Genomic DNA, 14,101 nt, shown 5'->3' on the forward strand with positions numbered 1-14,101 from the left:
GCCCGTGCGCTTTGATCTGCTTCAGTAACAAAGGAAGGTCTGCCTTTCAAAGCGATTGAGCCTTAGATCCTTAAGCTAAGACGTAAGAACGATAGTGTAATAAAAGAAGCTCTGTTCAAGCCCACTCATCAAAGGAGTGGGCTTTTGTTTATATACGATACGAAAACCTTGTGCTCATAGTTATATTACGGTGAAATCTATCATAAATAACGGCAAATTTATTAGGGGAGGGGAAAGAATGGACAGAACAGAAGCTTTCATTATTTTGATGTGTTGTTTTCTATTTTTAAGTCAATGACCGGGACCATTCCAGAGCCATTTTTAAATTAGCAACAGCAATCAGATTAAGAGATCATTTTAGCCTGAAGGGATGTATTAATAATCGACCTGATGGTTAATGAGATATTGTTGTTTCATCATGGCAATGTGTTGTTCCATCATGGACACGGCTTCATCCGGTTCTATGATCTTGGCGTCATAACTAACCCCCCAAATCATGTCTACATAAAAAGCCAATTGCCGAACGGGAATTGACACTCGAAGTGTTCCTCTGCCATCTTCATGAAGGTCGATGAAAGGATACAGTCTGCCGTTCGGCGTAAGCTTTCTGACCCCTGCCGGTGTTAAAGAAGCAACCAGGACCGTTTTGTTGGGATCTTCCATCTCCACGTTCGGCCAATCCAATATGGAACTCAGATCCAACTTCTCTTGATAGGCTATGGCTTCGTTTAATTGCACAGAAAGTATCCGATCCGCACGGAACAGACGATAGTCTTTACGATTGAAGCAAAAAGCCGGACAATACCAATAGCCACGGTCGGAATAAAGCCCGAGAGGCTGAATATTCCTGGTTTCGAGCGTATTGCTCGTACCGTATTCAATAGTTACCGTGCTCCGAATCATAATGGCCTGCAGCAGAACTTGAAGGCATGCCGCAGACATCTCGCGGTTGGGGCTCCAGATGGCGACTTTGTTCTTTAAACGATCGATGCGTTCTTTTACATCGGAAGGCAAATAGTGATAAAACTTATCCATTGCAGATTCCGTCCCGTCTCCAAATGGGAGCGAACCGTAATATTTCAAGGATTGCGCGGCGAAAAAGAGGGAAATCGCTTCACTTTCAGTAAACGCGATTGGCGGAAGCAACCGTTCTTTTAAAATCTTGAAGCCTCCTCCACGTCCTTGAATCGAATAGAGGGGGACGCCGAGCTCGCCTAAATCGAGTAAATCCCGGGAAATCGTGCGCTCAGACACGCCTAGTTCCCTTGCGAGTTCGCCGATGGTGAAGGTTTTTCGTGCGTTAATCTTCATCATTAATAGAATTAATCGCTGAGATTTATGCATTCCTACTCAACCCTTGCTGTTTTTTTATATTTTAACACGAAAAGATGCCAGTACCTGTCATGTTTTCTTGCTACTCTTACAGTAAGTCTCGTTGCATATGTGCGATGAAGATGAGACTTTTTGAAGGGAGTAATGATAATGAAAGCATACCATCTCGAAAAAGTAGGCAGCTTGAATGGAATCGAACTTCGAGAGCGAGATATTCCATCCCCTGGCCCTAATGAAGTGCTGATTCGTGTTCGGGCAGTTTCTCTTAACAGGCGAGATCTCATGATCTTAAACGGAAAATATCCCCTGCCAGCTGTAAAGGATATCGTTCCGGTAAGCGATGGGGTGGGTGAAGTAGTCGCGGTTGGGACAAACGTGCAACAAGTAGTCGCAGGTGACCGTATTATGGCGAATTATTTTCCGCAATGGATTGGTGGTAAGTTAACTTGGGAGTCAATGCTTAGTCAGTTTGGCTGTACGTTGGATGGCTTGCTTGCGGAATATGCAGTTATACCTGCGGGAGCTGTCATTCACATCCCGGATCATCTCAGCTGGGAAGAAGCAGCCACACTGCCATGCGCTGCATTAACGGCATGGTCGGCATTAAACGGTCCCGAACCGATTCAAGCCAATGATACGGTTCTCACGCTGGGGACGGGGGCCGTCGCCCTGTTCGCTGTTCAATTGGCTAGGGCGCTAGGCGCTCGAGTGATCTCCACAACTTCCAACGATGAGAAAGCGGAGAGGCTTCGTGTGCTTGGAGCCGAGGAAGTGATCAATTATCAGATGACACCAGACTGGTCGAAAGCTGTACGCAGTTATACAGAGGGCAAAGGGGTGAACCGAGTCGTAGACACTGGAGGATCTGATACTCTTTTGGAATCGATAAAATCAACCACCCCAAACGGAGAAATCGCTTTGGTAACAGCAATTGGCAAGCGCCCCATGATTGAGATTGAGCCACCAGTTCTTGCCGCATCATTGCTGACAATAAGACGTCTGCTTGTCGGGAGCCGGACGGATTTCGAAGATATGAACAAGACGATTATTAAGACGGGGATTCGGCCCGTTATTGATTCTGTATTTGCCTTTGCTGATGCTAAGAAAGCGATACAGTATTATTCGGATGGAAGGAATTTCGGCAAAGTTGTCATCCGCGTGAACGAGTAACTCATTGTACTTAACGAGGAACTTTAGCTTTCAATAAGAAAACAGCAACAGCCGGTCTTAACGACCGGCTGTTGCTGTTTCTCAACCAATAGGTACTAGAGTGAGGAATAGATGGGGGACTATATGATTTATAGTTCGTTCTATAAACGCTAAAGTTCACGACGGGAAACGTTAGTTCAGAGCCATCCAGGCCCTCTCCTGATCGGGAGAGGGCACTTTTGCAAGCTTAGATAAACTGACTTACATCGTTGTTGCGGCTGAAACGGTATATGGCGACCAGCGTGAACAAGGCAGCGAAGGCGACGAGAATGGCCAAGTTGAGCCCAAGACTTCCGATCGCTTGGCCGTTCTGCAGCTTCGTAATCGTATCGAGAAGCCAGTGCTGCGGGAGGAAACTCGAGATTTTCTTAACGGTATCCGGCATAATCTCGGATGGGAAGAAGCAGCCGGCAAGCAGGCAGGTCGGTGTAATGATCAGTGTCTGAAGAGCATTGGCGCCTCTGCTGTTCTTTGAGAATGCAGTGAGTAACAGGGCGAGGCTGATGGCGACGAGCGAGAACAGGAGGAGCGCGCCGAGCATATCTCCGAACGGAACGCCGGAGTCGATGCCGAAGGCATACTTCAAGATCAACAGCGTAATGACGATCTGCAGCACCTGGACTATGAAGGTAACCAGGACGTTCGCAAGCACAAATCCCCGGGCCGACAGCGGTGACGAGAGCAAACGAAGGAAGGTGCGATCTTCTCTCTCTTTAAGAATAAGCCCGCACATGTTGACTGCGGAGGTGAGAAGGAACATCAGCAGGAAGCCGATCGATTGATACGTCATATCCTTAAACTTCGCCGTGTCCTTAAGAGACTCGGAGTCGAACTTGAAGCTGGACTTTTTGTAATCCGCATAGATGGCGTCGAACGCATCTTTGTCGTCCTTCGTCGCTTGACCAATAGCGGCGACATTACCGAGGTAGCCATCAAGAAGTGCCTTCACGTAAGAAGTCACTTCCGCGCCTTTGGCGGAGACGAGGCGCAGATGGGCCGGATGACCGTCCTGGACACTGTCCGCGAATCCTTCCTCGAAGATAAGACCGCTGTCCAGCTTGCCGGAAGCGATGTCCTTGTTCATAGATGCTTCATCCGTTATCGTGATCTTCACGTTGTTCAATCCTTCGACGAAATGAATCGTATCTTGCGTCAAGTTCTTGTCGCCGTCTTGGTTGAGGACACCGACGTTTAGGCTGCCGCCGCTGGAGCTTCCGTAGATCAGCATGGAGAGCAGGATGGCGGCGATCGGCAATCCGAAGTATACGATCCAGCTCGATCTCTTGCGGAAGGTCGAGTGGAGCAGCCTGCGAGTAATCCAAAGAATGTTAGACATGTCAGAACGCCTCCCGTTTGCGCATCGTAATGGCGACGAATGCAAGGAACACTGCCGCTATCGCGGTGTTAAGCCCGATGACCGGGAACACAGCATACAAATCGTCGTTATAAATCAAGTTCATCAAAGCTTCATTCGCCCAGCGAAGAGGCGAGACGTTCGCGATTCCGCCGAAGACACCGGATGCCTCATCGACAGGGAAGTAGGCGCCGCCGACCATGGATGCCACTTGAACGAAAATCATCATGACGGCGTTGACGGCATCGTCTTTAAATAGGAAGGCGATGCCAAGTCCGAAGCTGACTGCCAGCAGAACTTCGGTAAACAGCAGGAGGAACACAAAGCCGAGGTGATGGCCCCAGTTGGCGTTGAACGCGTATTTGCTGAACAAGACGACCGCTAGAATGCACAGGAAGTTGATGATTGTGCTAGCAATCACCTTACCCGCGAAGATCTCCAACTTCCCGATGGGGGCGGCGACCAGTCGGAGCGCCGTCTTCCGCTTTACTTCGCCGCGAATGAGCCAGCTAGCCGACATGCAGGCATAGAAGGCAATCAATGTTGATTCTGCAATCGCGTAATAATCGATGGAGCCTGGTTTACGGTCTGGATCGAGCGAGGACTCCTGGACGAACGAACCGGCAGATGTGGATCCCGCGATGATGGTCTGCGCCGCTTCGGGATCGATTTTTACGGCTGCCGCAGCCAAGTTGTACTTGTCGGCGAACGAGGTTAGCATGCCTTGGATGATATTGCTAGAGATTGTCTCACGGCTGCTTCCGTAGAAGTGAATGCCATTGTCGTCAATCTCCGCGTATGCTGTAAATTGATTGTCCTGGACGGCTCCCTTGCCGTCGATGCCGTTCACCGCGGTTGTTAACTCGACACCTTCTTTGCTAATCGTTTGAGCGAAGCCGTTCCAATAGCTTTGAAGCTGCTGACTCTGGGCGGTATTTTTAACAAGCAGCTTCATATCTCCAATTTCGATTCCGTTATGGAAGGCGTTTGTTAGTGCCGTTCCGAGAATCAGAATAAGCACGATTGGAAAAGCAAGCATAAAGAGCAGGGTGCGCTTATCCCGCAAGCTCTTCTTGATTTCGAATAACGCAATGTTTAGCACGTTCACGTTCCTCGTCCTCCTTAGTCGCGCAGTTTCCGGCCTGTTAAGGTCAGGAACACCGTCTCCAGATTAGGTGCTTGCTCTTCGACCGAGCTGATCTCGACTTGATCGCGAATCAACTGTTGGATAACCAAATTAAGATTGTTGATTTCGCCTCTCGACACGATCTTGATGGTCTGTTCCTCCAACCCAGCTGAATTGACGCCGGTAATTCGCTTCAGTGCATCCAGATCAAGATGCTCAGCATTCCTCACGCCAATCCAAGTCTCCTTCGTATCGGTAATGATCGAATTGAGCTGCTCCTTCGTGCCCTCCGCGATGATCTTGCCATGGTCGACGATCGCGATTCGTGTGCAGATCTCTTCGACCTCTTCCATATAGTGGCTCGTATAGATGACTGAGCAGCCCATCTGATTCAGCTTTTTGACCGAGTTCAGGATGTAGTTACGAGACTGAGGATCGATACCTACGGTCGGTTCATCCATGATGATCAGCTTCGGGTGGTGGGCGATGGCGCAGGCAATGTTCAGGCGCCGCTTCATGCCGCCGGAGAAACTCTTCGGCAGAGTTTTGTGCTTGTCGCCGAGACCGACGAACTCTAGCGCCTCCTCCGTGCGTTCCTTCAGAAGCGAGCCGCGGAGACCGTACAGTCCGGCAAAGAAGCTCACATTCTCGTAGGCGGTCATCTCTTCGTAGATCGCGAGATCCTGTGGTACGATGCCGATGTTCATTTTGGCGAATTTATTCTCCTTCACAATGTCTCTGCCGAGAACTTGGATCTCTCCCTTCGTGATCCGCAGCAGAGAGGAGATCATGTTGATCGTTGTGCTCTTGCCCGCGCCATTCGCTCCGAGGAATCCGAAGATTTCTCCATCACGAATGCTAAGATTCATGTTGTCGACGGCGATGAAGTCGCCGAATTTTTTGGTCAGGTTGCGGATTTCCAATACGTTCATCCGTATCACTCCGATTCGTTATTGTTTATGACTTTATTCTAATAAAAAAGGATGACCTCATGTCAGTGCATAAGTTCATCCTTTGCATATGAGAAATTTCATGTTCGAAGCATGAGTTCTTTCATCCGCCCTTCTGAAGGGGCAGGAGAGTGGTCACGCGGAAGCCTTTGGCACCGTCGACGATGACGGTGCCCCCCGCGGATGCGGCTCTCTCCTCCATGCCGACAATACCCAGCCCTTTGACGATTTTGTCCACACCTCTGCCGTTGTCGGTGACAACGGACTGGATCATGCGGTTCAGCACGCGAATCTCGAACTCGATGGCGGTCGCCCCTCCGTACTTCAGCGAATTGGTGACCGCCTCCTTCGTGTTCTCATGGATGATCCTCCACTGAAGAGGCGTGATCACATCTAGATCTCCCGCATGCGTGACGGTCGAGTTCAACGAGTGATTGGCGGACAACTCATCCGCGAACAGCCGAAGCCGGTGAATGCCAAGCTCCTCCGACCGAGGCTTCATATCTTTAAGAGTAAGGCGGATCTGCTCCAGCCCCTCCTTGGAGATCGAGATCGCGTTGCCGAGTAGTTCGGAGGCTTTATCCGGATTCGTGCCGAGCAGACGCCTGGACGCCTCCATCTGGATGAGCGCCCCGGCCATCGCGTGGCCGACTTCGTCGTGAATCTGCTGCGACAGCCGATTGCGCTCCTCCAGCTTGCTTGTGTACTTGGATTGGCGAATATACTCCTCGTTCATGCTAAGGGATTGCTTCAGACGCTGTAGATCGAGGCGAAACGTCTCTTTCTCCTCGCCAATCTTCTCGAGTTTCTCGGTATAAACCCGCATGCCATAGTAGAGAAGACAGCTTAAAGAGGTTACGAGAAGATAGACCAGTATCTCATCGTCCGGAATGAGGAACAGCGGCACAAGTCCGAGCAGCAGGGCGAAGCGGTTCCTTCCTCCTGACAACAACACAATCTCATAGAGATTGATGGGCAGCAGAAGGATAAAAATCGTATTCAGACGAAAGGCGAGTAGAGCGACCAGTACGGCCGAAGCGACAGATCCCAGCAGCTGAAACCGTCTTTGCTTTCTCAGAATCGGAATGGTCATGTTCACGCATAAATAGGACAAGTAGGCTAGTATCTCCCAGGGAGACGCTCCGCGCACGACCGAATAAGAGACGAAGATGACGTAGAAAAGCAATACAGCCTTGTTGCCAATGATCCAAAATTCCATGTCGCGACTCCCTAATCTTCGGATTGCTTGACTTCACCTGTCAAATAATAGATCGCGATCTGCGTCCTGTGTTCAAGTCCCGTCTTGTTCAGGATGGACGTGATGTAATTGGCGGCCGTGCCTTCGGAGATGAACAGCTTCTTCGAGATTTCCTTGTTAGAGAGCCCTCTAGCGATCTGCGCCATGATTTCGAGCTCCCGCTCTGTGAACAGGCCGCGGTCAATCCGACCCGAACCGGAGGACGGAGCGGGAGCAGGCTCAACCGGATCGAAAGCGGCGACATGACCGTTATGCTGCTCGCGGCCGGTCTGAGGTTTCAATTGCGCGCCTGTCAACAGATTGGATTTGATCGTATTCAGGACGACGTCTTGGAGAACGTGATGGTCGTTATATACGCTCTTTATGGCGTCCCGGATTCTCTCGGGGTCGTTGTTCTTGAGGAGGTACCCTCTGGCGCCCGACCGCACCGCCTCGAGAATGTATTCGTCGTCGTCGAACGTGGTAAGGATCAACGGCTTGGCCTTCGTTTGCTCTGTCAGTAGACGGGTTGCCTCGACGCCGTTCATGTTCGGCATTCGCACGTCGAGAAGGGCGACGTCCACTTCGTGCGAGAGGCAATAATCAACCGCCTCCGCCCCGTCGCCGACGGTGGCGACCACCTCGAACTCATCGAACGTGGTGAGGATGATCTTCATTCCTTCACGGATAAACGAATTATCGTCCGCGATCAGCACTTTTATTTTCAATTGATAGAGCCTCCTCATGAACTTGCTTCGCAGCGTATACATTAATACAAGAATATACCAATCGCGTTCGTCCGACAATCCGGGTAAGCGGTAGAAGATCGAGGCCTTGCGACGGCTCGGTATTGATAGAATCGAAGAGGAGCTTCGAAAACAGTACAAGACCTAACGTTGAAGTTTTCCGATGGTAAGATTGTTTTATGATCAGAAACTAAATCCATTATTATCGTTCCTGTTGCTGATGTATTAGCGGTATGGGACGTGTAATCAGTAAGCTTCTCTTGAACAAAGTTGCGTTGCACGATCAAGCCAGTCACAGCTATAACAGCAGCTAAAGCAACGAGAATGTATTTAGCATACGGCTTATCGAATATTCAGACTTAGAAGAGATAGATATTTTGAATATGAAAGTTGATGTAATACAATTAAAATAAAGATGACTGAGCTCCCTCGGGGACCGTTTGCTGGAATATGAACTCTACTAAGGAGTAGGAAAGGATGTTTTATTAGTGAAGAAACCCGTGAAATTGGATGAATTAGTCGGCGAGATTGAAATGGATTTAGAGGATACGTTTACTTATATAGATGTTACAACAGGTGAAGTGATTACGTTAACTGGAGAAGAAATTCGAGCTGCTGAAGATGAACGGCCGCTTGAAAATTTCCCCGAATGGCAAAGAGAGAACATTGAAAGGGCTATTTGTATACTCGAGGATGAACAAGGGAAATATGCGGACTTCACGTTGAAAAACGACTACAACGAATATGAACTCATAGAAAAGTTCATCAGTACTCTTGAAGATGAAAAGATCAATGAAGCGCTGAATGACGCAATTATTGGGAAAGGTGCATTTCGCAGATTTAAAGATAAAGTAATAGAATTTGGCATTGATAAGCAATGGTATACCTACAAGGAAAACAGGATAAAGGAATTAGTGATTGAGTGGTGTATCGAACATGATATTGAGTTCCAACATTAAAATATACCAAAAATGAAAGCTGCCGCCATGGCAGCTTCGTTACTTTAAAGGGCAATAGTTACACTACAGCTTAATCGAGCGTGATTTTTGCTTATCGCTGCCGTTCCGCAGTGCATTATCAACAGAGGGTTTCGCTTGCCCATATGCAAGTGTAGCATTGACCTCTCCGCCTAGAATGATAATATTGGAGCTGATGTACAGCCAGATCAGCAGGATGATAATGCCGCCGATGCTTCCGTACGTTTTGGAATAGTTGCCGAAGTTGTTAATATAGAATTGGAACAGCAACGAGGATGCAATCCAGCCAAAGGTCGCAAACAGAGCCCCCGGAATGACTGTTTTGAAACGAATTTTGTGGTTGGGCACAATCCAGTAGAGCAGCGAGAAAACAACAATCATGAACGAAATGGGAAAGATGTATTTCAATGTGCCCCAGATGAGTTCGAAGCCAACAGGGGAATCGAACCAATCAAATAGAAATTCTCCGATCACCTCTCCAAAAATAAGCAAAACTATCGCCAGCAAAATGGCAATGGCTAACACAACTGTCGCCGCAAGCGATATCGCTCTCACCTTCCAGAACGGGCGGTTTTCTTCGACATCATAGGCCTTATTAACACCCTTGATGACCGCATTAACACCATTGGATGCTGACCAAAGTGTAGCGATCATACCAATCGATAGCAGCGTCCCCCTGCTGTTGTTCGTTACCTCCTGCAAACTATTTTGAATCGCTTCACCCGTTTGCTCCGGCAGCAGACGAATAAGCTCAGCGACGACACTGTCTCCAGACAACTGGACAAAACTCAACAAGCTCACGACAAAAATAAGAAACGGAAAAAATGACAAAATAAAATAATACGTAAGCTGCGCCCCTAGAGCAGGAACATCATCATCACGAAAACGGCAGTACAAATTTTTGGAAAATGGAAAAATCTTTGAAACTCGTTTCATTGCCATCACTCCTCTTATTAGTAGGTAAACAAGAGAAGCCTAATTTAAAACAGGAGTTATTATCTAAAGCTTAGCTCAAAAATGCTCGAGTTTTATTTATTCAGATATTGAACCTCAAGGTATAGACAGCGTAATATTACTATCAAATACGTTTAATAATGGATGAGACGAATAGGGGGAACGGAAATGAAGACGATCAAGTGCATGATGGAGCATCTGTACTGGGCGGACGGACGCATATTGGACGCGCTCGAGGAGAGTAAGACGAAGAACAAGGACCTTCTGAAGCTAGTTCGGCACGTCGCGGTCGCAGAACGAGTCTGGCTGTCCCGATTGCAAGGCAAGGGCAGTGCGCAATATTCGTTGTGGGAGGAAGCGGAAGACCTGAAGGAGATTCGGACGATGTTCGAGGAAAACGCTGAGCAATATCGCATCTATATCGAAGGGCTTGAGGAATCCGAGTTGGATGAGATGATCGACTATGCGAACCAGAGCGGGGTTCCGTTCCAAACGTCCGTCCGTGACATCCTGTTGCAGGTCCTCTTACATGGGCAATATCACCGGGGACAGATTAACCGGGCACTTCGGATCGAATCGGCAGAGCCTGTTCAAGTCGATTACATTACGTTCGCGAGGCTCTAATAATAAGCCCTCTTGGAGATGGAGGAGTAGCACTCTTTACTCAATCACCGTGATCCGGCTCGGAAAATTGGCCAGATTCGTGCATACGATCTCGACTCTATGGTCAACTCGGAGAGCCTCGAGCACCTCTGGCACGTTTATTTTGAAACGCTTTAGCTTACCGTCATCCCGCAGAACGTTAATGATGCTGCCTTCCTTGTTTATGATGCGGCCCTGAATGATTCGCTGCGCTTTCGTCAGCAGGTCGATTAGCATCACGATGAGGAGCCCCAGAAACACTAGACTCACGAGGAAATACGTAAAGCCAATAAAAGCCGGTACCAGTTGATGGTCCGTATTGAATAAACGCACCACTGATAACGTTAGCTGCAGTGCGCAGATTATTATGAAGGTCACAATGGTTTTGTGCGGTTTTAGTTGAATTGCTGCTCACTCCTGTCCGTTGCTTCTACTTTCAAAGCCCTTACTCCACCGACTTACGCATCAAGTATAAGCGTCATCCTCGCGAGGTGTCATTTATGCTCAGCATCATTTTCGAGCCAATCTCCGCTAATGATTTTCGTTCTGTGCTCTACCTGCTTTAGCTTATCGTTTGTTTGCTAAGGAGCATACTAGCAATCCCTATCATCTCAGCCATACATTTGTTCGAATTTGGATATTAGTATACATGAATTGGGGAGAGGAGAGAACAAATGCTTTTTTCTGACCTTATAGATAAAACTCAATTCAATACTGGTTATTATGAATCAGAGTTGGAGCGTGTTTATTACATACAATCAAAATACCTCAAAGCAGGCTCTAGAGTCCCTGAAGTGGGTGAGGCGGGGGCAAGGAAAAAGCATCATATGATCAGGGTAACGTAACGTTACGTTAAGTAGTACACATAGAATTGAGAAACAACCTTAGCTCGGCTAGCCGGACTAAGGTTGTTTGATTGCTTGAGTCGAGTGGTCCAGTATCGCATCAATTAAAACATCGGCAGGATGTATTTTGCGATGAAATACAGCAACCCGAAAGTAATGATCACATAAGCAAAGTATTTGATAAATGTAGATGCCACACGGCTCGGGTCGTGCCTTTTCTCGATATGGCGTTCTTCGTAATTGTGCTGTTGAACGGACATTCTGATCACCGCCCTCGATTTTTTTTTTGCTTAACTTCTATTATTTTTTTACCCGGAGCAGTACTAACTGAAACAGTTATTAGGTAAGCAGGTAATGCTAAATAAAACAGCAGCAGTCTAGGACTTTATTTTCAAGTCCATGGCTGCTGCTGTTTCGTTATTATGGTTATGCTCCTCTGTAATTCGAATTTCGCGTAAGCCGCCCCATACAGTAGCGATCAAAATCACGGCCCCACCCCAACAAACAAAGCGCCTTTGAGGGCGGCTTTGTCGCTTTCTGAAAGTGATTAATTACAATAGCCATAAATAGGAGATAGGGTATGCCCCTGAGGAGCGGGAGCATCCGCCTTTGTCTGCGGGAAATATCCACTTCTAGTGAATTGTTCGAATTTCCTGCAGACAACAGCGGCCGAAGGGGCATACCCTACTCCCCCTTAAGAGGCTAATAGAGTTTATTCATCACTTTCAGTTGACAAATCCACCCTCAGGACAGCTTTGTTTAATCCCAAACTAGAAAGTATAAGATCCACTCATGGTTTTCAAATTCCCACAAATCTACAATAAAACTATCAAAAGAGAGAAGGGAAAACGCTATGAAAAATGGAGTCATTCGGGAATTGTTTAAAAATCGCACCTTGCTGCTTATGTTCCTCCCTGTAGCGGTACTCCTATTCCTGTTCAACTACTTGCCGCTGGCCGGACTTGTAATCGCCTTCAAAGATTTCGACTTTACCAAAGGCATATTCGGCAGTAATTGGATGAACCCGCTATTTGATAACTTTGACTACTTATTCTCGTCGGACACCGCGTTCCGGGCAGTGAGAAATACAATCTTGCTGAATGCGCTGTTCATCATCGTTGGCTTGATATTCGAAGTTGGGTTTGCGCTTCTGCTCAACGAGATCAGGAACAAATATTTCAAGCGGGTATCGCAGTCCTTGACGTTCCTGCCGTTCTTTATTTCCTGGATTGTTGTTGGCGTATTCGCCTACAACCTGCTCGATTTCGAGAGTGGTGCGGTCAATCACTTCCTAACAACCATAGGCCTGCAGCCAATCGACTTCTATAGCGAAGCGGGATTGTGGCCAATCATTCTTACTATCGCGGTCAGATGGAAAGTGACCGGATACGGTACGATCATTTATTTGGCGGCATTGACCTCCATTGATAATTCTTACTATGAAGCCGCTTCTATCGATGGGGCGACCAGATGGCAGCAGATCCGTTACATCAGTATTCCGATGCTGAGACCAACGATTATTATACTAACTCTGCTGGCTGTGGGAAGAATTATGAATGCGGATTTCGGCATGTTTTATGCGATGGTTGGCGACGCTTCGCTGCTCTTCCCAACGACAGACGTTATCGATACCTTTGTCTACCGCAGCTTGCGTAAATCTGGAGACATCGGAATGGCATCCGCAGCAGGTTTCCTGCAGTCCATGATTGCCTTCGTTCTGGTTATTGTCAGCAACTACGCAGCTCGCAAAATCGATAAAGATTCGGCTATCTTCTAGAACGGAGGAAACATACTATGCTTGCCAAAAAATTCTCAATCTCGCAATCTCTCATCATTCTCGTCATTTCCTTGTTCAGCTTGTCCTGTTTATTCCCATTCATCATGGTTATATCGGGCTCGCTGAGCACAGAGAAGGACATTATGGATTACGGCTACACGTTATGGCCGCATCATATTACGTTTGATTCCTATCGAATTCTGTTCCTTGGCTCCAACCGGATTATTGATGCATACGGCATTAGTATTCTAGTAACTACAGTAGGGACGGTCCTATCTGTGCTCGTTACGAGCATGGGTGCGTATGTGATGGCAAGACGCTCCTTTAAGTACCGGAATATTTTATCCGTCTACGTCATCATTACGATGCTCTTCAACGGCGGTCTGGTGCCATGGTATATCATTTGCGTTCATTATCTCGATCTCAAAGACTCGCTATGGGCACTGATTTTACCGATGCTCGCTAATGCGTTCAATATGTTTTTGATCCGCAACTTCATGCATTCGATTCCCGAGGAAATTAATGAGTCGGCGAAAATGGACGGAGCGGGAGATTTCAAAATTTTCTACCGCCTTGTTATGCCGCTTTCGCTTCCAGTGCTCGCAACCGTTGGTTTATTCGTCGCACTAAGCTACTGGAATGACTGGTTCCTTGGCCTTATGTTCGTCGACAAGCAAGAGCTTCAGCCACTGCAGCTCTTACTGCGAACGCTCGTCTCCAACGTCGATTTCTTGAAGAGTTCAAGCAACGCTTCGGCGATGCAGCGCATATCGGCGCAAATTCCGTCAGAATCGATCAAGATGGCGCTCACTGTCGTCACGATTGGTCCCATTGTTTTCCTGTATCCATTCTTGCAGCGTTATTTCGTCAAGGGTCTCATGGTAGGTGCAGTAAAGGGATGACTATATCGGCTAACGCCGTGTAGTATATAAATGACAAGCATAAGGGAGAG

The 14,101-nt window shown here is 47.7% G+C and carries 13 protein-coding genes; 5 read left to right on the forward strand and 8 right to left on the reverse strand.

All coding sequences use genetic code 11. From position 1 onward, the window contains the following. Positions 1-375 precede the first annotated feature (375 nt). A complete protein-coding gene (locus AB4Y93_RS15610) occupies positions 376-1,344 on the reverse strand; it encodes a helix-turn-helix transcriptional regulator (protein ID WP_441893463.1) in 969 nt (322 codons plus the stop codon). 138 nt (positions 1,345-1,482) lie between these two features. On the opposite strand from AB4Y93_RS15610, the gene AB4Y93_RS15615 reads away from it, so the two are divergent. After that, positions 1,483-2,502 carry a zinc-dependent alcohol dehydrogenase family protein gene (locus AB4Y93_RS15615; RefSeq protein WP_441893465.1) on the forward strand — a complete coding sequence of 340 codons (1,020 nt, stop codon included), beginning with the start codon at positions 1,483-1,485 and terminating at the stop codon, positions 2,500-2,502. A 226-nt stretch (positions 2,503-2,728) separates the two neighbouring features. On the opposite strand, the gene AB4Y93_RS15620 is transcribed toward AB4Y93_RS15615, so the two are convergent. From AB4Y93_RS15620 to AB4Y93_RS15640, 5 genes are all read right to left on the reverse strand, one after another. Beyond that, on the reverse strand, positions 2,729-3,877 hold the full coding sequence (locus AB4Y93_RS15620) for an ABC transporter permease (RefSeq protein WP_441893467.1): 1,149 nt from the start codon (positions 3,875-3,877) through the stop codon (positions 2,729-2,731). A 1-nt stretch (position 3,878) separates the two neighbouring features. After that, positions 3,879-5,003, reverse strand: coding sequence for an ABC transporter permease (locus AB4Y93_RS15625; protein WP_441893469.1), 1,125 nt, complete (start codon positions 5,001-5,003; stop codon positions 3,879-3,881). Positions 5,004-5,017: 14 nt separating this feature from the next. After that, on the reverse strand, positions 5,018-5,953 hold the full coding sequence (locus AB4Y93_RS15630; RefSeq protein WP_441893471.1) for an ABC transporter ATP-binding protein: 936 nt from the start codon (positions 5,951-5,953) through the stop codon (positions 5,018-5,020). A 121-nt stretch (positions 5,954-6,074) separates the two neighbouring features. After that, positions 6,075-7,190 (reverse strand): sensor histidine kinase, encoded by a 1,116-nt coding sequence (locus AB4Y93_RS15635; protein ID WP_441893473.1) that lies wholly within the window; start codon positions 7,188-7,190, stop codon positions 6,075-6,077. An 11-nt stretch (positions 7,191-7,201) separates the two neighbouring features. Further along, positions 7,202-7,936, reverse strand: a complete 735-nt coding sequence (locus tag AB4Y93_RS15640) for a response regulator transcription factor (RefSeq protein ID WP_441893475.1) — start codon at positions 7,934-7,936, stop codon at positions 7,202-7,204. A gap of 506 nt (positions 7,937-8,442) precedes the next feature. Between AB4Y93_RS15640 and AB4Y93_RS15645 the strand changes: the two genes are divergently transcribed. Next, a complete protein-coding gene (locus AB4Y93_RS15645) occupies positions 8,443-8,913 on the forward strand; it encodes a UPF0158 family protein (RefSeq protein ID WP_441893477.1) in 471 nt (156 codons plus the stop codon). Positions 8,914-8,976: 63 nt separating this feature from the next. On the opposite strand, the gene AB4Y93_RS15650 is transcribed toward AB4Y93_RS15645, so the two are convergent. Beyond that, positions 8,977-9,867 carry a YihY/virulence factor BrkB family protein gene (locus AB4Y93_RS15650; protein WP_441893479.1) on the reverse strand — a complete coding sequence of 297 codons (891 nt, stop codon included), beginning with the start codon at positions 9,865-9,867 and terminating at the stop codon, positions 8,977-8,979. Positions 9,868-10,053: 186 nt separating this feature from the next. On the opposite strand from AB4Y93_RS15650, the gene AB4Y93_RS15655 reads away from it, so the two are divergent. Further along, the gene (locus AB4Y93_RS15655; RefSeq protein ID WP_441893480.1) at positions 10,054-10,509 is read left to right on the forward strand and encodes a DinB family protein; all 456 of its coding nucleotides are present in this window, start codon (positions 10,054-10,056) and stop codon (positions 10,507-10,509) included. A gap of 36 nt (positions 10,510-10,545) precedes the next feature. Here AB4Y93_RS15655 and AB4Y93_RS15660 read toward each other — a convergent pair whose 3' ends face one another. Beyond that, a complete protein-coding gene (locus tag AB4Y93_RS15660) occupies positions 10,546-10,767 on the reverse strand; it encodes a hypothetical protein (RefSeq protein WP_441893481.1) in 222 nt (73 codons plus the stop codon). A 1,458-nt stretch (positions 10,768-12,225) separates the two neighbouring features. Between AB4Y93_RS15660 and AB4Y93_RS15665 the strand changes: the two genes are divergently transcribed. Both AB4Y93_RS15665 and AB4Y93_RS15670 read left to right on the forward strand, forming a co-directional pair. Then, a complete protein-coding gene (locus AB4Y93_RS15665) occupies positions 12,226-13,149 on the forward strand; it encodes an ABC transporter permease (RefSeq protein ID WP_441893483.1) in 924 nt (307 codons plus the stop codon). A 17-nt stretch (positions 13,150-13,166) separates the two neighbouring features. Next, the gene (locus tag AB4Y93_RS15670; RefSeq protein ID WP_441893485.1) at positions 13,167-14,051 is read left to right on the forward strand and encodes a carbohydrate ABC transporter permease; all 885 of its coding nucleotides are present in this window, start codon (positions 13,167-13,169) and stop codon (positions 14,049-14,051) included. Positions 14,052-14,101: the final 50 nt, after the last annotated feature.

The sequence above is a fragment of the Paenibacillus sp. YAF4_2 genome, assembly GCF_052113225.1.
GTDB lineage: Bacteria > Bacillota > Bacilli > Paenibacillales > Paenibacillaceae > Pristimantibacillus.